The sequence below is a fragment of the Sphingomonas sp. S2-65 genome (assembly GCF_021513175.1).
Taxonomy (GTDB): Bacteria; Pseudomonadota; Alphaproteobacteria; order Sphingomonadales; family Sphingomonadaceae; genus Sphingomonas.
Window position 1 is genome coordinate 3,484,364 of the sequence record NZ_CP090953.1, and the last position, 24,601, is coordinate 3,508,964.

The 24,601-nt window shown below is 66.4% G+C and carries 25 protein-coding genes, 1 tRNA gene and 1 riboswitch; of the genes, 12 read left to right on the top strand and 14 right to left on the bottom strand.

Annotation, left to right across the window (positions count from 1 at the left end):
• Positions 1–3 precede the first annotated feature (3 nt).
• A complete protein-coding gene (gene rlmB, locus LZ586_RS16335) occupies positions 4–753 on the bottom strand; it encodes a 23S rRNA (guanosine(2251)-2'-O)-methyltransferase RlmB (protein WP_235077373.1) in 750 nt (249 codons plus the stop codon).
• Positions 753–2,366, bottom strand: coding sequence for a M20/M25/M40 family metallo-hydrolase (locus LZ586_RS16340; RefSeq protein ID WP_235077374.1), 1,614 nt, complete (start codon positions 2,364–2,366; stop codon positions 753–755). The genes rlmB and LZ586_RS16340 overlap by 1 nt, the downstream gene beginning before the upstream one ends.
• A gap of 124 nt (positions 2,367–2,490) precedes the next feature.
• Between LZ586_RS16340 and LZ586_RS16345 the strand changes: the two genes are divergently transcribed.
• A tRNA-Tyr gene (locus LZ586_RS16345) sits at positions 2,491–2,577 on the top strand.
• Positions 2,578–2,627: 50 nt separating this feature from the next.
• Here the strand turns inward: LZ586_RS16345 and asd are convergent.
• Positions 2,628–3,491 (bottom strand): archaetidylserine decarboxylase, encoded by an 864-nt coding sequence (asd, locus tag LZ586_RS16350; protein ID WP_235077375.1) that lies wholly within the window; start codon positions 3,489–3,491, stop codon positions 2,628–2,630.
• Between the two features lie 126 nt (positions 3,492–3,617).
• A riboswitch (SAM-I-IV-variant riboswitch) is annotated at positions 3,618–3,730 on the top strand.
• Between the two features lie 53 nt (positions 3,731–3,783).
• Between asd and LZ586_RS16355 the strand changes: the two genes are divergently transcribed.
• Positions 3,784–4,836 carry a threonine aldolase family protein gene (locus LZ586_RS16355; RefSeq protein ID WP_235077376.1) on the top strand — a complete coding sequence of 351 codons (1,053 nt, stop codon included), beginning with the start codon at positions 3,784–3,786 and terminating at the stop codon, positions 4,834–4,836.
• Between the two features lie 121 nt (positions 4,837–4,957).
• On the opposite strand, the gene rdgB is transcribed toward LZ586_RS16355, so the two are convergent.
• Positions 4,958–5,602, bottom strand: coding sequence for an RdgB/HAM1 family non-canonical purine NTP pyrophosphatase (gene rdgB / locus LZ586_RS16360; RefSeq protein WP_235077377.1), 645 nt, complete (start codon positions 5,600–5,602; stop codon positions 4,958–4,960).
• A complete protein-coding gene (rph, locus tag LZ586_RS16365) occupies positions 5,599–6,312 on the bottom strand; it encodes a ribonuclease PH (protein ID WP_235077378.1) in 714 nt (237 codons plus the stop codon). Before rph ends, rdgB begins: the two co-directional genes overlap by 4 nt.
• Positions 6,313–6,404: 92 nt before the next feature.
• Between rph and LZ586_RS16370 the strand changes: the two genes are divergently transcribed.
• The 3 genes from LZ586_RS16370 to grpE all read left to right on the top strand — a co-directional run bounded on the left by LZ586_RS16370 (position 6,405) and on the right by grpE (position 8,655).
• Positions 6,405–6,911: a DUF6438 domain-containing protein gene (locus LZ586_RS16370; protein WP_235077379.1), complete on the top strand. Its 507-nt coding sequence runs from the start codon at positions 6,405–6,407 to the stop codon at positions 6,909–6,911.
• Between the two features lie 120 nt (positions 6,912–7,031).
• Entirely contained in the window at positions 7,032–8,075 is a 1,044-nt protein-coding gene (gene hrcA, locus LZ586_RS16375; RefSeq protein WP_235077380.1) for a heat-inducible transcriptional repressor HrcA, read from the top strand.
• Between the two features lie 16 nt (positions 8,076–8,091).
• Positions 8,092–8,655 carry a nucleotide exchange factor GrpE gene (grpE, locus tag LZ586_RS16380; RefSeq protein WP_235077381.1) on the top strand — a complete coding sequence of 188 codons (564 nt, stop codon included), beginning with the start codon at positions 8,092–8,094 and terminating at the stop codon, positions 8,653–8,655.
• On the opposite strand, the gene LZ586_RS16385 is transcribed toward grpE, so the two are convergent.
• A complete protein-coding gene (locus LZ586_RS16385) occupies positions 8,600–9,079 on the bottom strand; it encodes an endonuclease domain-containing protein (RefSeq protein WP_235077382.1) in 480 nt (159 codons plus the stop codon). The genes grpE and LZ586_RS16385 overlap by 56 nt on opposite strands.
• A 114-nt stretch (positions 9,080–9,193) precedes the next feature.
• Between LZ586_RS16385 and LZ586_RS16390 the strand changes: the two genes are divergently transcribed.
• Genes LZ586_RS16390 through LZ586_RS16400 form a run of 3 tightly spaced genes read left to right on the top strand, consistent with a single transcriptional unit; the run spans position 9,194 to position 12,844 of the window.
• Positions 9,194–11,941 (top strand): [protein-PII] uridylyltransferase, encoded by a 2,748-nt coding sequence (locus LZ586_RS16390; RefSeq protein ID WP_235077383.1) that lies wholly within the window; start codon positions 9,194–9,196, stop codon positions 11,939–11,941.
• Positions 11,942–11,954: 13 nt separating this feature from the next.
• Positions 11,955–12,338: a VOC family protein gene (locus LZ586_RS16395; protein WP_235077384.1), complete on the top strand. Its 384-nt coding sequence runs from the start codon at positions 11,955–11,957 to the stop codon at positions 12,336–12,338.
• A gap of 38 nt (positions 12,339–12,376) precedes the next feature.
• Positions 12,377–12,844, top strand: coding sequence for a DUF1579 domain-containing protein (locus LZ586_RS16400; RefSeq protein ID WP_235077385.1), 468 nt, complete (start codon positions 12,377–12,379; stop codon positions 12,842–12,844).
• A gap of 111 nt (positions 12,845–12,955) precedes the next feature.
• On the opposite strand, the gene LZ586_RS16405 is transcribed toward LZ586_RS16400, so the two are convergent.
• The 8 genes from LZ586_RS16405 to LZ586_RS16440 form a co-directional block, all read right to left on the bottom strand.
• A complete protein-coding gene (locus LZ586_RS16405) occupies positions 12,956–13,468 on the bottom strand; it encodes a hypothetical protein (protein WP_235077386.1) in 513 nt (170 codons plus the stop codon).
• A gap of 139 nt (positions 13,469–13,607) precedes the next feature.
• On the bottom strand, positions 13,608–14,477 hold the full coding sequence (locus LZ586_RS16410) for a family 16 glycosylhydrolase (protein ID WP_235077387.1): 870 nt from the start codon (positions 14,475–14,477) through the stop codon (positions 13,608–13,610).
• On the bottom strand, positions 14,474–15,010 hold the full coding sequence (infC, locus tag LZ586_RS16415; RefSeq protein WP_235077388.1) for a translation initiation factor IF-3: 537 nt from the start codon (positions 15,008–15,010) through the stop codon (positions 14,474–14,476). The genes LZ586_RS16410 and infC overlap by 4 nt, the downstream gene beginning before the upstream one ends.
• Positions 15,011–15,134: 124 nt before the next feature.
• Positions 15,135–15,458 (bottom strand): YnfA family protein, encoded by a 324-nt coding sequence (locus LZ586_RS16420; protein ID WP_235077389.1) that lies wholly within the window; start codon positions 15,456–15,458, stop codon positions 15,135–15,137.
• Positions 15,458–16,027, bottom strand: coding sequence for a Uma2 family endonuclease (locus LZ586_RS16425; RefSeq protein WP_235077390.1), 570 nt, complete (start codon positions 16,025–16,027; stop codon positions 15,458–15,460). Before LZ586_RS16425 ends, LZ586_RS16420 begins: the two co-directional genes overlap by 1 nt.
• Positions 16,028–16,051: 24 nt before the next feature.
• Positions 16,052–18,046, bottom strand: a complete 1,995-nt coding sequence (gene thrS, locus LZ586_RS16430; protein WP_413777347.1) for a threonine--tRNA ligase — start codon at positions 18,044–18,046, stop codon at positions 16,052–16,054.
• Positions 18,047–18,186: 140 nt separating this feature from the next.
• Entirely contained in the window at positions 18,187–20,271 is a 2,085-nt protein-coding gene (locus LZ586_RS16435; RefSeq protein WP_235077392.1) for a putative bifunctional diguanylate cyclase/phosphodiesterase, read from the bottom strand.
• A 62-nt stretch (positions 20,272–20,333) separates the two neighbouring features.
• Entirely contained in the window at positions 20,334–21,152 is an 819-nt protein-coding gene (locus LZ586_RS16440) for an LD-carboxypeptidase (RefSeq protein WP_235077393.1), read from the bottom strand.
• A gap of 39 nt (positions 21,153–21,191) precedes the next feature.
• On the opposite strand from LZ586_RS16440, the gene LZ586_RS16445 reads away from it, so the two are divergent.
• The 4 genes from LZ586_RS16445 to LZ586_RS16460 all read left to right on the top strand — a co-directional run bounded on the left by LZ586_RS16445 (position 21,192) and on the right by LZ586_RS16460 (position 24,564).
• A complete protein-coding gene (locus tag LZ586_RS16445) occupies positions 21,192–22,616 on the top strand; it encodes a UDP-N-acetylmuramate--L-alanine ligase (protein ID WP_235077394.1) in 1,425 nt (474 codons plus the stop codon).
• A 366-nt stretch (positions 22,617–22,982) separates the two neighbouring features.
• On the top strand, positions 22,983–23,390 hold the full coding sequence (locus LZ586_RS16450; RefSeq protein WP_235077395.1) for a hypothetical protein: 408 nt from the start codon (positions 22,983–22,985) through the stop codon (positions 23,388–23,390).
• Positions 23,387–23,596, top strand: coding sequence for a helix-turn-helix transcriptional regulator (locus tag LZ586_RS16455; protein WP_235077396.1), 210 nt, complete (start codon positions 23,387–23,389; stop codon positions 23,594–23,596). The genes LZ586_RS16450 and LZ586_RS16455 overlap by 4 nt, the downstream gene beginning before the upstream one ends.
• A complete protein-coding gene (locus LZ586_RS16460) occupies positions 23,593–24,564 on the top strand; it encodes an alpha/beta fold hydrolase (protein ID WP_235077397.1) in 972 nt (323 codons plus the stop codon). The genes LZ586_RS16455 and LZ586_RS16460 overlap by 4 nt, the downstream gene beginning before the upstream one ends.
• The last annotated feature ends 37 nt before the right edge of the window (positions 24,565–24,601 follow it).

Consider the following 24,601-nt stretch of genomic DNA (forward strand, 5'->3'; position numbering starts at 1 on the left):
GACCTAACCGCGGACGGTCACCGCGTAGAGCGCGACTGCGGCGGCGTTGGAGACGTTCAGGCTTTCGACCTTGGACGAGATCGGCAGCTTGGCGAGCTGATCGCAATGCTGTTCGGTGTTCTGGCGCATGCCTTCGCCTTCCGCGCCGAGGACGAGCGCGACCTTGGCGGCGTCGCCGATCACTTGCGCCAGCGTGCCTTCGGCATGGCCGGTCAGGCCGATGCGCCAGAAGCCGGCCTCGCCGATCTCGTCGAGCGCGCGGGCTAGGTTGACGACGCGCACCCACGGCACGGTTTCCAGCGTGCCGGAGGCCGAGCGGGCGAGCGAGCCCGATTCGGGCGGGGCGTGGCGGTCCTGGGTGATGATGCCGAGCGCGTCGAACGCCGCTGCCGAGCGCAGGATCGCGCCGACATTGTGCGGATCGGTGACCTGGTCGAGGATGATCAGCGGACGATTGTCGCCCTTGCCCTGTTCGAGCAGGTCGCCGAGCCAGATTTCCTCGAGCGGGTCGACTTCGGCGACGATGCCCTGGTGCGGCGCGTCGTTCGGCACCAGCCGGCCGAGATCGGCGGCCTCGGCGAAGGTCACCTGGATCTCGGGGGGAATGACGATGCCGGCCAGCACCTCATGCGTGCCCCAGATCTTGCGGATCTTGCGTTCGGGGTTGTCCAGCGCGGCGAGCACTGCGTGGCGGCCGTAGAAACGGGGCCGCGACGCGGGTGCCTTGCTGGGTCGGTGTCCTTTGCGTGCCATCAGTCGAGATCATCCGGATCGGGGTAGGCGAACGGGTCGGTAACCGTCGGCTCGGTGGGGAAGGGTGCGCGCGCCAGCGGCTTTTCGGAATTGGCGGCCTGGAGCAGGAATGCCGCCAGGATCACCGAGGCCTGGCGCATGTCGGCGGGCTTGAGGTGGTCGAAGGTGTCGGCGCTCGTATGGTGGAGGCGGCTGCCATAGTCCAGCGGGTCCTGGATGAACTGGAATGCCGGGATGCCGACGGCCGAGAAGAACACATGGTCGGTGCCGCCGGTGGTGCGCAGCGCCACGGTGTTCGCGCCCAATGCCGAAAAAGGCGCCATCCATTCGCGCAGCGTCGGCACCGCGGCGACGTTGTTCTCCGAATAGATGCCGCGGATCTTGCCCGAGCCGTTATCGAGATTGAAATAGGCGGTGAGCTTGTCCCAGCCCGGCTGGCGGACGATCGGCCAGCGATTGGCCCAGCCATAGAAACGCGCGAGACCGGTAGCCGGCGCGCCGGGCTTGGGCTGGCGGGTGGCGATATGCTGTTCGACATAAGCCATCGAGCCGAGCAGGCCCTGCTCCTCGCCGGACCACAATGCGAAGCGGATGGTGCGGCGGGGCTTCACGCCCATGCGCTGGAGGATGCGCGCGGCTTCCATCACCACCGCGCTGCCCGCGACATTGTCGGCCGCGCCGTCGCCCGCGGTCCAGCTGTCGAGATGGGCGCCGGCCATGACATAGCTGCCGCTCGGGTCGCTGCCGGGGATTTCGGCGAGGATGTTGTACGCCTTGGTATCGGCATCCTCGAAATGGACGACGCTTTCGAGCTCGACCACCGGGGCCGGGCCGATCTTGGCGAGGCGGGCGAGGCGGCGATAATCCTCGGCGGCGAATTCGAAGCCGGGAACCTGCTGGGTCTCGCCGACGCCGAACAGATAGCCGCTGCCGTGGAGCAGCTTGCCGTCGCGCGGGCTCATCGTGCCATAGGCGACGGCGCCTTCGGCCTTTAGAAAGCTGTCGAGCTTCTTGGAGAAGTCGAGCCGCTTGAGCCGGCGGTCGGCGCCTTCGGGATCGTAATTCTGCTGCTGATAGACGTCGAGCTTGGCAAGATCGTCGCCGTTCAGCCGGCGGAACGGCGCTTCGCCGGGCTCCGAGCCGTCATTGGGCAAAGTCACCAGGACGATCTTGCCGGCGAGCTTGCCTCGGTAGCGGGCGAAATGATCCTCGTCGGTCATCGGCGCGACGACGACCGGCGCGCTGATCCTGCCCGCGGTGCCCGGCGTCCAGGTGATCGCCATCGCCGTGAGATCGATCGGGCGCGGGCTGATCATCCGCGCGCTCTGGCGCTCGGCCCACCAGCCGCGGCCGAAATCGAAGCCCTCCTTGTGCGCGTTCTTGAGGCCCCAGCCGCGGAAGCGCGACAGCGTCCATTCCTCGGCGGCGCGCATGCCGGGCGAGTTGGTCAGGCGCGACCCGATGCGGTCGGTCATGTGCTCGGCGGTCAGCATCACTTCGGAACGGTTCATACCTTCATCGATGATGCGGGCGATCTCCGAACGGTCGACCTGCTGGGCCGCGAGCGGCGTGGCGACGAGAGCGACGGCGGAGAGGGCAAGTGCTTTGCGCATTGAGAGCCTTGGAACGGAGAAAGGGTGGCGGCGACGCTATGCGGCAAGGAAGCGCTACGCAAGGCGTTGACAGGGCGGGCCCGCTTCGGCATTGGACCGCCCTCGCTCGACGCGGCGCCTGTTTGGACAGGTGGCCGAGTGGTTAAAGGCAGCAGACTGTAAATCTGCCCGGGTTTCCCGTACGCTGGTTCGAATCCAGCCCTGTCCACCACCGCCGCGTCGAGCGGAAACCTCCATCCAGGCGCTTTCACGCAGAGCGGGTCATGGCGATGGCGAGGACGGCCGGTCGCCCATAGCCTCACCCAAGCGGACGGACCTTTCCGGCGCCCAGTGTTCGTTGAAGCGGATGGCGCCCTGTCTGAACAGCATGACGATCGTGGAGCCAAGAAGGAAGCGGCCCATCTCGTCGCCCTTTGCCAGCGTGATGTCCTGTTCGGCATAACTCCATTCGAACGGCTTCCCGGTGCGCTTCGGATTGACGACGCCGTGCCACACCGTCGCGATGCTGCCGACGATGGTCGCCCCGACGAGCACCATGACGAACGGGCCGTGTTCCGGCGATTCGAACACGCACACGACGCGTTCGTTTCTGGCGAACAGGTTCGGCACGCCGCGCGCGGTGACGGGGTTCACCGAGAACAATGTGCCCGGCACGTAGATCATGCGTTTGAGCGTACCGCGGCACGGCATGTGCAGGCGGTGATAGTCCTTTGGCGACAAATAGAGGTTGGCGAAGCTGCCGTGGCGAAACTGCGCGGCAAGCGTGTGATCGCCGCCCACCAGGTCGGTCGTGGTGAATCGGTGGCCCTTGGCTTGGAGCATGTGGTGATCGTCGATGGCGCCGAACTGGCTGATCGCGCCGTCGACCGGGCTGACGAAAGCGGTGTCGGCGAGGGGACGGGCACCGGGCCGCAGCGCGCGGGAAAAGAATTCGTTGAAGCTTTGGTAGCTGCCGATGTCCGGATCCGCGGCTTCGGCCATGTCGACGGCGTAAGCGCCGACGAACCAGCGGATCGCCCGGGTCGTCAGGCCGCCTGCCTTTGCGCCGGCGAAGCGGCCCGCGAGGGTGCTGATGCCCTGTTTGGGCAGGACATATTGCAGCAGCACCTTCACACGATCGGACATGGAACCTTGATCCTCCCCTGAATCGGTCTTTTAATGGCATGAACGGATAGGTCGACTGATTGCGACACCGCTTGTCGTTTGCTGCACCGCAGCGGGTTGAACCGCTCGCCTCCCCGCGCTAACGGGGCCGCGCATCAAGAGTCGGGCCGACGCCTGGCACCAACCTGCTCCCGAGCAAGGTGGTGCCTCCGCTAACCAAGCGGAGGGATGTGGCCGGACCGGCAACCATCGGGTTCCAAGCCACGTGTCGACCTGTCTTCTGGTGCTGTAACCAGTTGAAGAGGCAGCACGCGTGACCGATCAAGCTCAGCAATTCGCCAGCGACAATTATGCCGGGATCTGCCCCGAAGCGTGGGACGCGATGGCGCAGGCGAATACGGGCTCTGCCACGGCCTATGGCGATGACGATTGGACGCAGCGGGCTTCCGACGCGTTCCGCGCGCTGTTCGAGACGCGGTGCGAGGTGTTCTTCGCGTTCAACGGAACGGCGGCCAATTCGCTGGCGCTGGCATCGCTTGGGCAATCCTATCACAGCGTGATCTGTTCCTCCTCGGCGCATGTCGAGACCGACGAGTGCGGCGCGCCGGAGTTCTTTTCCAACGGATCCAAGCTGCTGGTGGCGCAGACCGCGGGCGGCAAGCTGACCCCCGAGGCGGTGCGCGCGCTGGCGACGAGCCGGTCGGACATCCATTTCCCCAAGCCGCGGGTGGTGACGATCACCCAGCCGACCGAGACGGGCCAGGTATACACCATTGGCGAAGTGCAGGCGCTGTCGGCGACCTGCCGCGAACTGGGGCTGCGGCTGCACATGGACGGCGCGCGGTTCGCGCATGCCTGTGCGACTTTGGGCTGTTCGCCCGCCGAGATCACCTGGAAGGCGGGCGTCGACGTGCTGTGCTTTGGCGGCACCAAGAACGGCATGGCGGTGGGCGAGGCGGTGCTGTTCTTCGACGCCGCGCTGGCGGAGGATTTCGATTATCGCTGCAAGCAGGCCGGGCAGCTGGCGTCCAAGATGCGCTTCCTGTCGGCACCGTGGGTCGGGCTGCTGGAGAGCGGCGCGTGGCTGCGCAACGCCGAGCATGGCAATGACTGCGCGCAGCGGGTGGCGCAGGCGGTGGCGGGGCTGCCCGGGATCGAGCTGATGTTCCCGGTGGAGGCCAACGCGGTGTTCCTGCGCGCGCCCGAGGCGGTGCTGGAGGGACTGCGGGCGCGGGGGTGGCGGTTCTACACCTTCATCGGTGGCGGCGCGCGGTTCATGTTCGCCTGGGACGCAGATGTGGCGCGGGTGGACGCGCTGGTGCGCGATGTGCGCGAGGTGGCTTCGGCGGAGCTGGTTGGGGCTTGAGGCCCTTTCGTCACCCCGGCCTTGAGCCGGGGTCCCGCTGCCTTTCCAGGACAGAAGAAGAAGCGGGATCCCGGCTCTAGGCCGGGATGACGAAGGGAGTGGTTCGAGTGGCCGGCTCAGCTCAGAACACCGCGGCCACCAGTTGCCGGAACGCATGCGCGCGGTGGCTCATGGCGTGTTTGGCTTCGGGGTCCATCTCGCCGAAGGTTTCGTCCTTGCCCTCGGCGACGAACATCGGGTCGTAGCCGAAACCCTTGTCGCCGCGCGGGGGCCAGACGAGGGTGCCGTCGACGCGGCCTTCGAACCATTCGACATGGCCATCGGGCCAGGCGAGCGCGAGCGCGCAGATGAAGTGCGCGGCGCGGCTGGTCTCGGGCGGGAGCGCGGCAAGGCGGTCCTCGACCTTGCGCATCGCCAGGTCGAAGTCCTTGGCTTCGCCGCCCCAGCGGGCGGAGAAGATGCCGGGTTCGTTGTTGAGGGCTTCGACGCACAGCCCGGAATCGTCGGACAGCGCGGGCAGGCCTGAGAGGTCGGCGGCCTGGAGCGCCTTGAGCTCGGCATTGGCGACGAAAGTGGTGCCGGTCTCTTCGGGCTCGGGCAAGTCGAGTTCGGCGGCGGAGACCGGCTCGATGCCATAGGGCCCGAGCAGCGCGCGTATCTCGCGCACCTTGCCCGGATTGTGGCTGGCGATCACCAGCTTGCCGGGCTTGAGCTTGCGGATGGCCTGGGGGGCGTCGCCGCCCACACCTTCATTGGGTCCGGTCATTGCACGGCCTTTAGCTGTTCGGCGAAGATCTGGTTGCAGCCGATGCGGGCGAGGCGGAGCAGGCGGAGCAGGCCTTCCTCGTCATAGGTCGCGCCTTCCGCGGTGGCCTGGGCTTCGGCGATCTTGCCGTCGGACAGGAGCACGAAATTGGCGTCGGCGTCGGCGTTCGAATCCTCGTCATAGTCGAGGTCGAGCACCGGGTTGCCCTGGAAGATGCCGCAGCTCACCGCCGCGACCTGCTGCGTGATCGGGTCGGCGGTCAGCTTGCCCTCTGCCATCAGCTTGTTGACCGCGAGGCGCAGCGCGACCCAGGCGCCGGAGATCGCGGCGGTGCGGGTGCCGCCATCGGCCTGGAGCACGTCGCAGTCGAGGGTGATCTGACGCTCGCCGAGCAGCTTCAGGTCGGTGACCGAGCGCAGCGAGCGGCCGATGAGGCGCTGGATTTCCTGGGTGCGGCCAGACTGCTTGCCCTTGGCGGCTTCGCGCTGGCCGCGGGTGTGGGTGGCGCGGGGGAGCATGCCATATTCGGCGGTGACCCAGCCTTCGCCCTTGCCGCGCAGCCAGGGCGGAATGCGCTCCTCGATGCTGGCGGTCACCAGCACGCGGGTGTCGCCGAAGCCGATCAGCACCGAACCCTCTGCGTGGCGGGTGAAGTTGGGCGTAATCGTGATCGCACGCATTTCGTCGGGGGCGCGGCCGGATGGGCGCATCGGTTCATTCTCCTGCAAACTTGGTCGCGCCAAGTAGACCGTGCGTGGGAAACGCGCCAGTGGCGGCGGGTGATCCGAACAGGGAGTGCGAGATGGGCAAGCAGTGGATGGCGATGGGCGCGGCGGCGCTGGTGCTGGCGGGATGCGCGAGCGATCAGGCGCGGCCGGGTGGCACGCCGGTCGCGATCGAAGGCGATTCGATCACGCTCGAAACCGGGCCGTGCTTCGGCGCGTGCCCGGTCTATGCAGTGACGGTGAAGCCCGACGGGACCGGGGTGTTCGAGGGCAAGCGCTTCACTGCGGTGAGCGGCGAGCGCAGCTTCAGGCTGAGCAGGGCGCAGTATGACGCGTTCGCCGGCGCATTGGCGCCCTACCGGCCCGCCAGCGGCGACGTCCGCTATGAGATGGGTTCGCCCAATTGCGGCAATGCGCCGACCGACATGCCGAGCACCGAGGTGCGCTGGACCCGCGCGATCGGCGACGGGCAGAAGCTGCATTTCTATCACGGATGCCGGAGCGAGAATGCCGCGCTGGCGCAGGCGCTGCGCGACGCGCCGGGGCTGCTGCCGATCGGCGCGATGATCGGGAAGGGGCGCTGAAATCCCCCCGGAGGGAGTGGTAGGTTGGATCGTCCCCCGGACGATCCAACCCCGTGCTCCTTCCAGAGGAGGATCTTTTTGGCAGGTTGAGACGCGGCTTCGCTGCGCTACATACGGTGCATGACCATCCCCCCGATCTCCGAATTGACCGATCGTGCGCGGGACGTGTTCCGGATCGTGGTGGAATCCTATCTCGACACCGGGGCGCCGGTGGGGTCGCGGACGATCTCGAAGATCTCGGCGCTCAATCTGTCGCCGGCATCGATCCGCAACGTGATGCAGGACCTGGAGGAGTTCGGGCTGCTCGCCGCGCCGCACACCAGCGCGGGGCGGATGCCGACCGAAAGCGGGCTGCGGCTGTTCGTCGACGGGATGATGCAGGCGAACGAACCCTCGGCCGAGGAACGCGCGGCGATCGAGGGGCGGGCCGGGCAGGGCGGGCCAGTGGAGGAGGCGGTGGCGCGGACCACCGCCGCGCTGTCGGGGCTGTCGGCCTGTGCCGGGCTGGTGCTGGTGCCCAAGGCCGAGCCGGTGCTGCGCCAGTTCGGCTTCGTGCCGCTGAGCCAGGACCGCGCGCTGGCGGTGCTGGTGGGCGAGGACGGATCGGTCGAGAACCGCGTGGTTCATTTGCCGGGCGGGATCGACTCGCACGCGCTCCAGCAGGCGGCCAATTACATGAGCAGCATGCTGGCCGGACTGACGCTCGCCCAGGCGCGCACCCGGATCGAGCGCGACTTGAACCAGCACCGCGCGGCGCTGGACAGCGCGGCCACCGCGCTGGTCGAGCGCGGGCTGGCGGTGTGGAGCGAGGATGGCGACCATCGCCCGGTGCTGATCGTGCGCGGCCAGGCGCGGCTGATCGACACCACCGCGACCGAGGATCTGGACCGCGTGCGCCAGCTGCTCGACGAGCTTGAGGGCAAGGAGGAGATCGCCCGGCTGCTCGACAGCGCGCGCGAGGGCGAGGCGACGCGGATCTTCATCGGATCCGAGAACAAGCTGTTCGCGTTGTCGGGGTCGTCGGTGATCGCCAAGCCGGTGCGTTCGCTCGACGGACGCGTGGTCGGCGTGGTGGGCGTGATCGGCCCCACCCGGTTGAACTATGCCCGCGTCGTGCCCATGGTGGATTTCACGGCCGCGACCTTGGCCCGATTGCTCGCTTGAAGACGTACAGGGAATTATGACCGAGAACGACAACAACCACGCGGACGTGCAGGACGCGGACACCAACCTTCGCGAGGAAACCGCGGAGGCGGCACCCGAAGTGGCGGAGCATGACCGCACCGCCGAGCTGGAATCGCAGCTCGCCGAAGCCCGGCAGCAGGTGCTGTACGCGCAGGCCGAGACGCAGAATGTCCGCCGCCGCGCCGAGAAGGAAGCGCAGGACGCGCGCGCTTATGCCGCGACTGGCTTTGCCCGCGACGTGCTGTCGGTGGCCGACAATCTGTCGCGCGCGCTGGCGGCTATCCCCTCGGACCTGCGCGAGGACGACAGGCTGAAGGGGCTGGTCGTCGGGCTCGAAGCCACCGGCCGCGAGCTGGAGTCGGTGTTCGGCCGGCACGGCATCACCAAGATCTCTGCCGTTGGCGAGGCGCTGGATCCCAACCGCCACCAGGCGATGATGGAAATGCCGAGCGCGGATGCCGAGCCCGGTACGGTCGTGCAGGAAATCCAGACCGGCTACATGATCAAGGACCGGCTGCTGCGCCCTGCGCTGGTCGGCGTGGCGAAGAAGCCGGACTGAGTTCTGCTTCTTTACCCTCTCCCGCATCGCGGGAGAGGGTTGGGTGAGGGGCGTCTTCTTCTTCTGGTTTTCGCCAGGTTCTCGCCTCGGCGGCTGCCTTGATGGTGAGCAACACGCCGTCGAGATTTTCGAGCACCTCGGTGTTCCAGAAGCGTAGGACTTGGTAGCCCTCGCTTTCCAAGAAGCGTGTGCGGATGGCATCGGTGGTTTCCGAATGCTGGCTTCCATCCAATTCTACGATCAGAGCCGATTCTTTGCAGAGGAAGTCGGCGATGTAGGTGCCGATCGAGGCTTGGAAGCGAAATTTGAAGTTGCCGAGCTGGCGATTGCGTAGATGGCGCCACAGCAAGCGTTCGGCGTCCGTTGCGTTCTTGCGCAGAGTTGCGGCGTGAGGGCTGGTCCGGCGGTGGATCGGATCTAGCATTTCGCGAAGGTACAAGAATAAGGGCCCTCACCCAACCCTCTCCCGCGATGCGGGAGAGGGCTAAGAATAAGGGGAGGTGTGGCGTGCCGCGCATAACCTCTCTATCTCACGCGCATGTCTGGCCGCTTTGACTCTGTCCCGAACCGCCGCGCGCTGATCGAGCGGCGGGCCGTTGCCGAGCGGCTGGCCGCCATTCCCCAGGGCGAAGCCTCGGCGATGCGCAAGGCCGCGACTGCCGAGCTCAAGGCCGCGCTTGCCGGCGGTCGTGCCGAGATCGCGCGGCGGCTGGAGGAGCATCCTTCGCGCGGGCTGGAGGCGGCGGCGGCGGGGGCGTTCCTGATCGACCAGCTGCTGCGGTTGTTGTGGGACTTTGCAGTCGAACGGCTGCACCCCAATCCCAATCCTACCACCGCCCAGCGCATGACGCTGATCGCGGTGGGCGGCTATGGGCGCGGCGAGATGGCGCCGCATTCGGACATCGACATCGGCTTCCTCACGCCGGTGAAGGTCACCGGCTGGAGCGAGCAGGTGATCGAATCGATGCTCTATTCGCTGTGGGACCTGCAGCTGAAGGTGGGGCATTCGTCGCGCTCGCTCGACGACATGGTGCGCCAGGCCAAGGACGATGTGACGGTGCGCACCGCGCTGCTGGAGGCGCGCTATGTGTGGGGCGACACCGCCCTGTATGACGAGGCGGCGCGGCGCTTCAAGGCGGAGATACAGCACGACACCGCGCGCACCTTCATCGCCCAGAAGCTGGACGAGCGGAACGCGCGCCACCGCCGGATGGGCGACAGCCGCTATGTCGTCGAGCCCAACGTCAAGGAAGGCAAAGGCGGGCTGCGCGACCTCCACACGCTCTTCTGGATCGGCAAATATGCCTACAATGTCGGCGAGCCTTCCGAGCTGGTCGAAAAGGGGCTGCTGACCAAGCTGGAGTTCCGCCAGTTCCGTCGTGCCGAGAACTTCCTGTGGGCGGTGCGCTGCCACCTGCATGTGCTGACGAGGCGGGCGGAGGACCGGCTGACCTTCGACGTGCAGCGCGAGATCGCCGAGCGGATGCGCTTTGCCGACCGGCCGGGCAAGTCCAAGGTCGAGCGCTTCATGCAATTCTATTTCCTGCAGGCCAAGAAGGTCGGCGACCTGACCGGCGTGTTCCTGGCGCATCTGGACGAGAAGTTCGCCGCGCGGGGCAGCCGCTTCGGCCTGCCGACGATGCGCCGGCGGCCGCGCAAGCTGCATGGCTTCGTGCTGGACCGTGGACGGCTGGCGCTGCCCGGCGACGGGTTCTTCCAGGCGGATCCGACGCGGTTGATCGAGCTGTTCCAGCTGGCCGACCTGCACGGGCTGGAGGTGCATCCGCTGGCGATGCGCGCCGCCGCCAGGGACGCCAAGCTGGTCGACGAGGTTCGCGGCGATGCGCGTGCCAACGCGCTGTTCCTCGACGTGCTGACCAGCCCACGCCACCCCGAGACGGTGCTGCGCTGGATGAACGAGGCCGGCGTCTTCGGCCGGTTCATGCCCGACTTCGGCAGGGTCGTCGCGCAGATGCAGTTCGACATGTACCACCACTACACGGTGGACGAACACACGATCCGCGCCATCGGCCTGCTCAGCCGGATCGAGCGCGGCGCGCTGAGCGACGATCATCCGCTTGCCACCGCGCTGTTCCCGCGGATCGTGTCGCGGCGCGCGCTATATGTCGCGGTGCTGCTCCACGACATCGCCAAGGGGCGCCACGGCGATCACTCGATCCTGGGCGCGCAAGTGGCCGAGCGGCTGTGCCCGCGCCTGGGGCTGACTGCGGCGGAGACCGAGACGGTGGCATGGCTGGTGCGCTGGCATCTGCTGATGTCGGACACGGCGTTCAAGCGCGACCTGAGCGACTTCAAGACGATCCTGGATTTCGCCGAGCGGGTGCAGAGTCCCGAACGGCTGCGCCTGCTGCTGGTGCTGACCATCGTCGACATCCGCGCGGTGGGTCCCAACGTGTGGAACAGCTGGAAGCGCCAGCTGCTCACCAACCTGTACGATGCCGCCGAGGAAGTGCTCCAGCTCGGGCACAAGCAGAAGGGGCGGGGCGAGCGCATCGTCGCGAAGCAACAGGCCCTGGCCGAACTGCTGGGCTGGGAAGCGGAGCGCTTCGCCGCCTTCGCCGGTCGGCAGACCGATGCATATTGGATCGCCGAGCCGCTGGACGTGCTCGAGCGTAACGCGCGGCAAGTCGACGCGGCCGGCCTTTCGCAGCTGTCGATCGCGGCGCAGGTCTATCCCGAGCGCGGCGCCACGCTCGTCACGGTCTATGCCTCCGACCATCCGGGGCTGTTCTACCGCATCGCCGGGGCGATCCACCTGGCGGGGGGCAACATCATCGACGCGCGGATCCACACCACCCGCGACGGGATGGCGCTCGACAATTTCCTGATCCAGGATCCGCTGGGGCAGCCTTTCGACGAGGAAACCCGGCTCGCGCGGATCAAGACCGGCATCGCCGACGCGCTCGCCAACCGCGCCAAGCTGCAGGAGCGGCTGAAGGCGCGGCCGCTGCCCCGGCTGCGCGCCGACGCCTTCCACATCGAGCCCAATGTGCTGATCGACAACCACGCCTCCAACCGCTTCACCGTCATTGAAGTGAACGCGCGCGACCGGCCAGCGCTGCTGTTCCACCTCGCCCACGCGCTGTTCCAGTCGAAGGTGACGATCCATTCGGCGCATGTCGCGACCTATGGCGAGCGCGCGGTCGACACCTTCTATCTGACCGATTTGATCGGTGATAAGATCGAGAGCGCGGGTCGGCTCAAGACGATCGAGCGGCGCCTGCTGGAAGCGGCTGCGGGGCAGGACATCGCCCAGGCCGCGTAAACGGAGGGATGGTATGCCGGTGATCGGGTGGGGCGGTTTCTTCTTTCGCGCGCGGGACCCCGAAGAGCTGGGTGCCTGGTACCGCGACATGCTCGGCGTCGGGGCAGGTTGCGGCAAGGACGAGCAGGGCCAGTCGAGCGACTGGTTCTGGCACCCCGAGCCCGGACCGGTGATGTTCGCGCCGTTCAAGGCCGACAGCGACTATTTCGCCGCGGACAAGGCATGCATGCTCAACTTTCGGGTGCGCGATCTCGACGGACTGCTGGAACAGCTGCACGCCGCCGGTGTCGCGGTGGTCACCAAGGCGGAATGGGATACGCCCGAGACGGGCCGCTTTGCGCGCATCCAAGATCCCGAGGGTAATCCGATCGAGCTTTGGGAACCGCCGCTGGAGTGACATCGCTTTCGAGAACGCCTGGGCTGACAGGACAACGCATGGACGATCCGCTTTCCGCCTTTGCATTCCAGACCGGGACCTGGCGCGTCCGGCATCGACGGCTCAGCCGCCGTCTTCTCGGCGACACGCACTGGATCGAGTTCGACGGAAGCTGCCGGGCGTATCCCCTGCTTGGCGGCGCGGGCAATGTCGACGACTTCGTCATCGACGATCCCGCCGGCTCCTATCGGGCAGCGACGTTCCGGCGCCGGGAGCCCGACGGCGACTGGTCGATATTCTGGGCCGACTCCCGCCGCGAGGGGCTCGATCCGCCGATGCGCGGCCGGTTCGAGGATGGAGTGGGCATGTTCCTGGGCGTCGCGATCGAGGGCCGGCGCGAAGTTCAGGTGCGTTTCCTCTGGTCGGAAATCAGCGCGACGCAAGCGCGGTGGGAGCAGGCCTTCTCGCTCGACGGCACGACATGGGAAGTGAACTGGATCATGCAGTTCGAACGCGTATGTGACTGAGGGGATCGCATCGAAACCGGGTCGAGCCGTTTCATCTGAACCGGCATCCTCATCTACGAAACGAAGATCGTTCAACGGCTTCTCACCGGAAGGTCCGACTCGTCGATCCTGTCAGTTCGCTCGATTATAGACGAGCTTATAGACAATCGGTGTAGAGAGCAGTGGACTGATGATGGTAGTCTCCTCCACCAACTGCTGCCCAATGCTACGATACACTGTGGTCCGCTCGATGTCGTCCCCACGGAATGTTAGCGAAACGGCTTCACCATTCCCTTTTGCCGACACATCGAAAACGAGCCCTTCCACGAGCTTCCACTTGATCGGCTCTCCGCCGATCCAGACGACGATAGGTGTTTTGTCATCGTATTTGATCGAGAATCGACTGCCTGAACTCGAGATTCTGAATCTAGTTGTAGCAATGGACTTGCGCAGCCTCATGCGAGCGAGAGGGCGCTTGGCGTTGGAAACGTCGGCAATAGCGCTCTCGATCGCTTGAAAGGCGTCGTCGCTATGTTTTTCGTCCCGGACATAGCTGCCTGAAACCACATCTTGCGCCGGGCTCGCTGAGCCTGAGCCAGAGATCAAGGCAGCTCCGATCGCCGCCGACAGAGTCCAATGACGCATCACGCTCTCCTCAGATTCCGCTGCTCGCCGTAATGGGTGTAGTGACGATCCCGCTTGCCGCAAAGGTGAGGTCTTGGTTGTCAAATCGAGGGAAACTCGAAAGCGGACCAGCCGCTCTCCACCAACCGCGGACGATCCCTCAGTGCTTCTGCCACACCCGGACATAGTCGACTTCCATGCGGGCCGGGAAGGCGGTGGGGTCGATGCCCTTCTGGCCACCCCAGCCGCCGATAGCGACATTGAGGATCAGGTATTGCGGCGCGGCGAAGGGCCAGGTTGCTGCGTCGGCCTTGCCGTCATTGTCGAAGCGCATGTGCGCGCGGCCGTCGATGCCGATCAGGATGCGCTCGGGCGTCCAGTCTAGCTGGTAGTTGTGGAAGGCGGTGCAGGCATCGGGCACGATGCGGTTGGACCCCTTCTGAGTGCCGATGCTGTGGTTATATGCCTTGGTGTGGATCGTGCCGTGGACGCGTCCGGGATCCCAGCCGACATGCTCCATGATGTCGATCTCGCCCATCGCCGGCCAGCCGCTCTTGCCGTCCGAGGCGAGCATCCAGATCGCCGGCCACACGCCGCCGCCGCAGGCGAGCTTGGCGCGCACTTCGATGAAGCCATATTGCCAGTCGGCAACGCCGCGCGTGACCAGCTTGCCCGACGCATAATCCTGGCCGCCGAAATCCGGTTTGTCGGACAGCCGCTCGCGGCGTGCCTCGATGATGAGGCGGCCACCCTCGACGCGCGTGTTCTCGCGCCGGGCGTCGGCATAATATTGCAGTTCGTCGTTGAACCAGCCCTGCTTGTTGAAGGCGGTGTCGTAGCGCCACTTGGCGGGATCGGGCAGGCCGGGACGGTCGAACTCGTCGGACCAAGCCTTGGTGTACCCCTGGGGCAGGACGAGCGGCTCGTCGGTGCCGGCGGTGATCGGCGGATTGTGCGTCGTCTGCGCAGCGGCGCCGGCCGGGAACAGCACGGCGAGGGCCGCTGGCAGCAGCCCTCGCCAAAGCGTCATTTGGGGGCGATGACCATCAGCATCTGACGGCCTTCCATGCGCGGATAGCTCTCGATCTTGGCGATCTCGACCGTGTCCTCCTGGACGCGCTTGAGCAGCGCCATGCCGAGCTGGCCGTGCGAAAGCTCGCGGCCGCGGAAGCGCAGGGTCACCTTGACCTTGTCGCCTTCGCCGATGAACTTGTGGATCGCCTTCATCTTCGTATCATAATCATGATCGTCGATGTTCGGACGCATCTTGATCTCCTTGATCTCCTGCGTCTTCTGCGACTTGCGGGCGATGTTCGCCTTCTTCTGGGCTTCGTACTTGAACTTGCCCACGTCGAGGAACTTCGCGACGGGCGGATCGGCGTTGGGCGACACTTCGACCAGGTCGAGACCGACCTCGCGCGCCTGCTCCATCGCCTCGCGCGTGTACATCACGCCGAGATTCTCGCCGTCCTGATCAATCACCCGGACCTTCGGGGACTGAATGAATTCGTTGAACCGAGGCCCATTCGTCGGCATCGGGGGCGCGTTCGGGCGCCGGGCCATGGGAGGACGTATAAGACTTGCTCCTGAATCGTTTAGCTTGCAGCCGCCAATATAGGCTTTCGCGGTAAGATTTGGAAGGCGCAGAGGTTCCGCGGCGTCATGAAATCGTGGCGCTGTGACATGATTACCGCCGCCCGGCCAAGATGACGACACAGCCGAGCACCGCCAGCGCGGCGCCGAGCAGGTCCCAGCGCGTCGGCGGCACGCGTTCCACCACGATCATCCAGCCCAGCGAGGCGAGGATGTAGATGCCGCCATAGGCCGCATAGGCGCGGCCCGCCGCGTCGGCGCTGCTGAGGGTGAGCAGCCAGGCGAACAGCGCGAGCGAGAGGCCGCCGGGGACCAGCCACCAGGGCGATCTGGCGAGGCGCAGTACCGACCAGACAGCGAAACAGCCGGCGATCTCCGCCAACGCGGCGGCGGCGTAGATCGCGAGTGTCGCCGGCATCAGTCCAGCGTGTCGAGACGGACGCAGACCTCTGGCAGCAGCAGCGCGGTTACCGAGTCGTGTGCCTCATATTCCTCGACGTCGCTATAGACGCCGCCCTGTGGCGCGCGATGCACGCGGATCGTCTGGCGGACCGCATCGACGACCCAATATTCGCGGACGCCGTGCGCCGCGTAGAGCGGGGCTTTTACGTGAAGGTCGTAGGCAATCGAGCTGTCGGAGACTTCGATCAACAGCAACAGATCGGGCCCGCGCACCTGACGCGGCAGGATTCGCCGGCTCCAAATCGCCAAGTCGGGCTCGACCAGCGTGTCTAGGGAAAGCGTTACCGAGGCTTCGGCGTACAAGCGCGGGTCACCTGACAAGCGCGGGATGATGCCGTGCATGAGGCGTGACACCATGATCGAGTGCCAGTCCACCTTGGCAGCCGCCATGGGTATCACCTCTCCCTCGATCAACTCGATAGGCTCATTTTCCGCCAGCACGCCCGCGGCGGTGAGATCGTAGATCTCAGCCACCGTCAGGCGGGCGGGGAGCAGGCCTTTGCGCATGTTCTGGAACAGCGTCATGCCTGCTGAACTACCATGCTGGCGTCAGTGCACCAAGTCGGGAGGCGTGGCCTCGGCCTTCAGCTTGGCGATCGCTTCGTCCAGCGTCAGCATCTGCTGGCCCTGGCTGCCGAGAACGCGGAGCGCGACGGTGCCTTCCTCGGCTTCGCGCTTGCCGACCACCAGCAGGTTGGGGACCTTGGCGACCGAGTGCTCGCGCACCTTGTAGTTGATCTTCTCGTTGCGCAGGTCGCTTTCGACGCGGATGCCCGCGGCGCGTAGCTTGGCGGCCACTTCCTGGGCATAGCCGTCGGCATCCGAGACGATCGTCGCCACCACCGCCTGAGTCGGGGCGAGCCACACCGGCAGCTTGCCGGCGAAATGCTCGACCAGAATGCCGATGAAGCGCTCGTACGAGCCGAAGATCGCCCGGTGGAGCATCACCGGGCGATGGCGCTCGCCATCCTCGCCGACATAGCTGGCGTCCAGGCGTTCGGGGAGGACGCGGTCCGACTGGATCGTGCCCACCTGCCAAGTGCGGCCGATCGCGTCGGTGAGGTGCCATTCGAGCTTGGGCGCATAGAAGGCGCCTTCGCCGGGAAGTTCCTCCCAGCCATATTCCTCGGTCGCAAGGCCGGCGCGGACGACGGCGTCGCGCAATTCGGTTTCGGCCTTGTCCCACATCTCGTCGGTGCCGAAGCGCTTGTCGGGGCGCAGCGCCAGCTTGATCGCGTAGGTGAAGCCGAAGTCGCGATAGATGCGGTCGGCGAGGCGGCAGAAGGCCTGCACTTCCTCGACGATCTGGTCCTCACGACAGAAGATATGGGCGTCGTCCTGGGTGAACTGGCGCACGCGCATCAGCCCGTGCAGCGCGCCGTGCGGCTCGTTGCGATGGCAGCAGCCATTCTCGTAGAGGCGCAGCGGCAAGTCGCGGTACGACTTGATCCCCTGGCGGAAGATCAGCACGTGCGCCGGGCAGTTCATCGGCTTGAGCGCCATCCACTGCGCGTCGTTCGAGACGATCGGGCCCTCATCCTCGACATTGGGGACTTCGTCGGGGATCACGAACATGTTCTCGCGATACTTGCCCCAATGGCCCGACTGCTCCCACTGGCGCGCGTCCATGACCTGCGGGGTCTTGACCTCCTGATAGCCGGCGGCGTCGATCGCGCGGCGCATATACGCCTCGAGCGCACGCCAGATCACGAAGCCGTTGGGGTGCCAGAACACCGAGCCATGCGCTTCGGCCTGCAAGTGGAACAGGTCCATTTCCTGGCCCAGCTTGCGGTGGTCGCGCTTGGCGGCTTCCTCGAGCCGGGTGAGATGCTCGGCGAGTTGCTTCTTGTTGAGCCAGCCCGTGCCGTAGATGCGCGACAGCATCGCGTTCTTCTGGTCGCCGCGCCAATAGGCACCCGAAACGCGGGTAAGCTTGAAGGCGTCCGGCGCGACCTTGCCGGTCGAGGCCAGATGCGGCCCGCGGCACATGTCGAGCCAGGCGTCCTCGCCCTTGCCGGCGCGGTATACGGTCAGTTCCTCGCCCTCGGGCAGTTCGGCCGCCCATTGCGCCTTGAAGGTCTCGCCTTCCTTTTCCCAGCGCGCGATCAGGTCGGCGCGGCTCCACACTTCGCGGATCAGCGGCTCGTCGCGAGCAATGATGCGGCGCATCTCCTCCTCGATCGCCGGCAAGTCCTCCTCGGTGAAGGGGCGGTCCTTGGGCGCGAAGTCGTAGTAGAAGCCGTCGTCGGTCGACGGTCCAAAGGTGATCTGGGTGCCGGGGAACAGGTGCTGCACCGCTTCGGCGAGGATGTGCGCGTAATCGTGGCGGGCGAGCTCGAGCGCGTCCTTCTCGTCCTTCGACGTGACCAGCGCCAGCTGGGCGTCGCCTTCGAGCGGGCGCATGATGTCGCGCAGCTCGCCATCGACCCGCGCGGCGATCGCCGCCTTGGCCAGCCCCGGCCCGATCGCCGCGGCGATGTCCGCCGGGGTAGTCCCCGGGGCTACCTCGCGGACGGAACCGTCGGGCAGCGTGATACGGAACATCTCGGACACGGGGACACTCGCTTTATGAAAGGTATAGGCGCGGGCTTATGCCCGCGCGGGTGCGATATAGGCAAGCGCCCGCGAAAGTGCAGCCGCTGGAGGGTTTCTGACCCGCGCCGCGCCGATGCGCGCGAACCGGCTCAGCGCGCGAGCGACAAAGCCGCGAGCTGGGTCGGTTCCCCGGGCTCTGGCCGGGACTGGGGACGCCCGATCAGATAGCCCTGGACCTGATCGCAGCCCCACAGCTTCAACTCGGCGAGCTGCGCGGGGGTTTCCACGCCTTCGGCGACGACGATCTGCCCCAGGCTCTTGGCCAAGGCGATCGTGGTCTTGACGATCAGCGCGGAGGATTCGTGATCGTGCAGCTCGGCGATGAAGCTCCGGTCGATCTTGAGCTTGTCGAAGTTGAAATCCTTGAGGTTGCTGAGCGTGGAGTGGCCGGTGCCGAAATCGTCCATCACGATCCGGGCGCCGGCGGCCTGCAACACCTGGAGCGCCTGCAGCACCTCGCCGCGCTGGACGCCCAGCAGCATCGCGCTTTCGGTCACTTCGAACTCCAGCCGGTCCAGCGGGAGGCCATGGTGCCGCGCGCGCATCAACACCGCCTTGGCGAATCCGGGTTTGCGGAATTGCAGTGGCGAAAGATTGAGCGACAGCCACAGGGGATCGTCCCAAGCGGCGGCGGCGGCGAACGCCTGGTCCACCACCCAAAGCCCGATCTCCTCGATGAGTCCGGCGCTTTCCGCGACGGGAACGAACAGGTTCGGCGAGATCTCGCCGATGACCGGGTGGCGCCAGCGCAGCAGTGCCTCATATCCGATCACCCGCAGCGTGGCGCCATCGGCGATCGGCTGATAAACCAGATGAAGCTCGCGCCTGGCGATCGCATGCTCGAGGTCGCGGGCCAGGCGAACGCGCATCCGTTCCTGCTCCCGCAGCGCAGCGTCGAAGAGCCGCGCGCGGCTGCGCCCGTCGGACTTGGCGCGATACAAAGCCAGATCGGCGGCGTTGTGCAGGTCTTCGCGGCCGAGATCGCCGCTGGCCACCGCCATGCCGATGCTCATCCCGATTTCGATCGGTTCCTGCGCGGTCGCCGCGGCGTGCTTGAGGAGGCGCTGTGCCAGCGCCTCGGCGGAGGCGGGTTGCGGGGCACCGATCTGGAGTATCGCGAACTCGTCGCCGCCGAGGCGGGCGACCAGATCGTTGTCGCCGGCGCAGGATTCTAGAATGTCCGCGGCGCGTTTCAGCGCCCGGTCGCCGCCGGCATGGCCGTGGCGGTCGTTGATCGCCTTGAAGTTGTCGAGATCGATGGCGAGTAGGGCGAGCGCGGTGCCGCTGGCGCGGCCATGAGCCAGTTCGCGATCTATCCGATCCTCGAACTGCAGCCGGTTGGCGAGCCCTGTCAGCACGTCGTGGCGGGCGAGATAGTCGGCCTTGCGCTCGGCCACTCTGCGTTCCTCCACCGCCGAGCGGTACTCCGCCAGTCCGCGGGCGAGGTCGCCGAGCTCGTCGTCGCGCGTCAGCCCGGGAATGGGCCCGATCGGCGCGTCGGCATTGAATTCGCGCAGGCGCGCCGCGATCCCGACCATCGGCGACAGCAAGTGCGTGCGTAGCCACGTCGCCATCGCCATGACGATCAGGACGATCAGCAGCCCGCCACCGAGCACGCGTTTGATGTCGCGGTGGCTCATCTCCGCCGCTTGGCCCACCGCCTCGCTGATCTCGAGCGCGAGCCTTTCCTGTTCGACGAACTGCATGCTTTCGAGCCGCTTCAGCGCGGTGAGATAGTCCGGCATCGCCCTCTTGATCTGGCGAGGATCGGTGCGTGCAACCGCGGCCAGCGACCGCGAGGCCCGTACCAAGTCAAAGGACGCATCGCGCGACGCGGCGTCGGCTGCGGCAGCGCTGCCTTCATCGGGCAGGTCGAGGCGGATATTGAGCGACGCGAACCCGTCGATCTGATGCGACAACCTGGTCCATTCGGCGTCCGACACCGGCACGCCTTGTTCGCGCCGGCGGGTGAGATCGCCGACGGCGAGCCGGAGCTTTTGTTGTGCGGCGTTCCGTTCGCCCTCGATTTGCAGCTCATGGCTGAGCCCTGCGACGCGCGCGTTGGCATCGTGGATGCCGTCGGCGACGCGCAAGCCAAGCAGGAGCAACAGGAAAGAAACCCCGATGAGCGCCGCACAAGCGAGCGTCACGCGGGTAGCAATCGACAGTCGCACCGGCACCTCCGGAAGCCGGGTTAGGCGCCAAGAGTTACTGCAACGTTAGTATGATGCGCGGTTCACGCGACGCCGAACGGAACCACCCGGTTGCGTTCCACATGGCCGATTTCGGCGCGGCCGAGATAGGGCACGCGCATCTCCGCGCACCAGCGCACGATCATCTGTTCCGGGCCCTCGGCGAATTCGGGGGTGTTGGGCACGACTTCGCTGATCGTGCCCAGGCGGACGCCGGCGATGCCCTTCAGCTGCGTGGCGTGCGCCATCTGGAACAGCATGCGATCGATCCGGTACAGCGGCTCGCCGACTTCCTCGATCATCAGCACATGGTCGGTCAGGTCCGGGAGCCAGGGCGTGCCGATCAACGCCGCCAGGATCGCCAGGTTGAACGCGACCGCGGGCTTGCCGTCGGCCAGGCTCGGCTCGAGCCCGCGGCGATCCTTGTCGATCATCCAGCCCAGCGCCCAGCCGGTGGACTCGCCGGCGTCGTTCATCCCCAGGCTGCTCGCCATGGGCCCGTGGCATACCTTGCCGATCCGCCGGGCATAAAGCGCGCCGAGCAGGAACCCCATGTCGGAAAAGCCCATATAGATCTTGTGGTTGGCCGCCGGGCCGAGCTGCGGGACGACGCGCTGGAGAATGCGGTTGGCGCCATAGCCCCCGCGTGCGAACCAGATCGCGTCGAACCCGGGATCGTTGGCGAATTCCAGGAACGCGGCCGCCCGTACATCGTCCGGTCCGGCGAAATGGCCATCCTCCAGATAGCATTGCGGGTGGAACACGATCTCGTGCGCGGGGTAGGTCAGCGCCATCAGCGCCGCCATGCGGGCCGAACCCTCCCGACGAACCGGCCGTGCCGGTGCCACCACTCCGATGCGCATGCTTGCCCCTTTTTGCCGAAACGTCGATAGCGCGCAGCCATGCAGCACGGCAAATCTTACTTCTTCGTCGGCATCGGTGGCTCGGGCATGATGCCGCTGGCGATGATCCTGGCCGGGCAGGGCGCCCGCGTCGCGGGATCGGACCGCAGCCTGGACTCCGGCCGCCTGCCCGCCAAGTTCGACGACCTTCGGGCCAAGGGCGTCGCACTGTTTCCGCAGGACGGGAGCGGCATCACCTCGCCGGAGCAAGTGGTGGTGGCCTCCGCCGCGATCGAAGCCAGCGTGCCCGACATGATCGCCGCGCAGCGGGTCGGCGCCGAGCGGATGAGCCGGCCGCAGCTGCTGTCGCAGCTGTTCAACGCCGCACCGCTGTCGATCGGCGTGGCCGGGACCAGCGGAAAATCGACGGTGACCGGCATGATCGGCTGGATCCTGCACGCCTGCGGGCGCGATCCGACCGTGATGAACGGCGCGGTGATGAAGAACTTCGCCAGCGCGGAGGCGCCGTTTGCGAGCGCGCTGGTGGGGCAGGGCGACGCGTTCGTCAGCGAAGTGGACGAAAGCGACGGATCGATCGCCTTGTACCGGCCCCGGATCGCGGTGCTGAACAATGTCAGCCTGGACCACCTGTCGATGGAAGCGCTGCGCGAATTGTTCGGCGGCTTCATCGCCAAGGCCGCCACGGCGGTGGTCAACCTCGACAATGGCGAGGGCGCGGCGCTGGCGATGACGGTGCCGCCGGAGCGCGTGACCAGTTTCGCGATCGACGGCGAAGCCGATTTGGTGGCGCGCGACCTGGCACCGACGCCGTTCGGCATCGCCTTCGATCTGATCGCGCGCGGCGAGGAGCCGATCCGCACGACCCTGCAAGTGCCTGGCCGGCACAACGTCGCCAACGCGCTCGCGGCGATCGGCGCCGCGCGGGCTGCCGGCGTGCCGATCGCGCAAGCGGCACGGGCGATCGAAGGCTTTGCCGGACTGAAACGCCGCTTCGAACTGGTGGGCGAGGCAAGCGGCGTCGCGGTGATCGACGATTTCGGGCACAATCCCGACAAGATCGCCGCCACGCTCGACACCCTGCATGCTTTTCCGGGACGGTTGCTCCTGCTGTTCCAGCCGCATGGCTATGGTCCGCTGAAGGTGATGCGGCGCGAATTGGTGGCAATGTTCGCCGACAAGCTGCACGCCGACGATATGCTGGTGCTGCCGGACCCGGTATATCATGGCGGCACGGTCGCGCGCGAAGTCACCAGCGCCGACATCGTCGCCGATATCGCGGTGACAGGAAAGACGGCGGTTCACGTTCCAGAACGCGACGCCGCCGCCGCGCACCTGGTGGCGCGGGCTCGGCCTGGCGACCGCATCGTGGTGATGGGCGCGCGCGACGACACGCTCAGCCTGCTGGCGGCGCATATGGTCAGCCAGTTGCGCGAACGCGCAACGGCTTCGCGAGATAGCAGCTAGACTCGCCGTACCGAACTGGCACTCTCCACCATGCCGGGACTCGTCCTGAGGCAATGGAGGCGGCCATGAACGTCCTGCAACTCTTCAGCTGCGCTATCGGCCGGCATCGCCGCGACCGCAAACTCGCCTGGCGTGACGGAGACCGGTACGCCTCCTGGTGCACGGGCTGCGGATGCGAGTTGCGGCGGCACTATTCAGGCTGGCGCGTCGAGGCGCATGTGCGGAAACCGCCAGAGGGGCACCATCGGGAAGAGCTGACGGAGGGGGAAGCGAGCCCGGAGTGACGTTCCTAAGCGAAGTAAAGCACTCTTGACACGTAAAGGGTGCTTTACGTAAAGCTCCCTTTACAAACAAGGGAGAGCAACCATGGCCGCCAGCGCAGCACTACGTCGCTACAATATCGCGGTACTTTTCTGTTCGGCCGGATACGCCTTGGCGCTGTTCGGCGGGAAGGCGTATCTCCACAATCATCCGGGCGCGCATCATGCGACCGCCTATGCCGCGGCAATCGCGCCGGCGTTGCCGGTCCTCGCGATGTTCTTCGTGATCGGGCGCTATCTGGTCGAGGAGACGGACGAGTATTTGCGGATGCTGATGGTTCGCCAGACGCTGGTCGCGTCCGGACTGGCGCTCAGCCTGGCGACCGTCTGGGGCTTCCTTGAAAGCTCCGATCTGGCGCCGCACGTCGACAGCTATTGGATCGTCGTCGTGTGGTTCGGCGGGCTGGGGCTCGGCGACTGCATCAACCGGCTGATCGAGCGGCGGGCGGCATGAACAATCGCCTTCGCGAGTTGCGTGCCGAGCGTGGCTGGAGCCAGCAGGACCTGGCCGACCGCCTGACAGTGTCGCGCCAGAGCGTGAACGCCATCGAGACCGGCCGCTACGATCCGTCGCTGCCGCTGGCCTTCAAGATCGCCGACCTGTTCGATCTCGCCATCGAGAACATCTTCGTCAATCCCGCCAAGGAGCAGGACCAATGACTCGTTTCTTCCGCACAATTGCGTGCCGCCGCGGCGGCCGGCTTCCGTTGTTCGCCATTCTGGTGGCGATCTGGGCGGCGAACGGCTCGCCCGGAGTCGGCGCGCCGATCCTGCCTGCGCAGCAGGCGGCGGCCTCGGCTCCGACCGGCCTCATCCAGATGGATCACATTTCCGTGCAGATAGTGGGCAAGGGCAGCCCGGTGATCCTGATCCCGGGCCTGTCGAGCCCGCGTGCGGCGTGGGAGGGGGTGACGCCCGAACTGGCGCGCAATCACACGGTGTATCTTGTCCAGGTGAACGGCTTTGGCGGCGACGATCCTCGGGCGAACCTTCGGCCTGGCATCCTGGATGGAATCGTGGCCGACCTGCGGACGTTGATCGCGGAGCGGAAGCTGCGCAAGCCGGCGGTCGTCGGGCATTCGATGGGCGGCCTGGCGGGAATGATGCTCGCCGCGCGGCATCCTGAAAGCGTTGGCAAGCTGATGGTCGTCGACGCGCTGCCGTTTTTCTCGGTGATGATGGCACCTCCAGGAAGCGAGGTCAGCGTCGCGATGGTCGAGCCGCGCGCGGCGCAGATGCGCGACGCGGTAGCCGCGGGCTATGGCAAGGCGCCCGATCCCGCCGCGGCTGAAGCCAATGTTGCCGGGCTGACGCGCAAGCCCGAGCGCAGCCTGGCGAAGATGAAGGCGTGGGCGATGGCTGCCGACCCTCGCGTCAGCGCACAAGCGATGTACGAGGATCTTACGACCGATATGCGGCCTGAACTGACCAGGATACGCGCGCCGCTGACGATCGCTTATGCATGGAATGACGTCTATCCGCGTGGGGCGCAGGCAGAGGCGTTCTTTCGGGCACAATATGCTGGGGCGGCGGGCGCTCGCTTCGTCGCGATCGGCGACAGCGGCCACTTCATCATGCTCGACCAGCCCGAGGCGTTCGCGCGAGCACTGGCGGCATTCGCCGGCTGACAGGAAAGGGGCCCGGGATGATTCCCGGGCCCGGTTC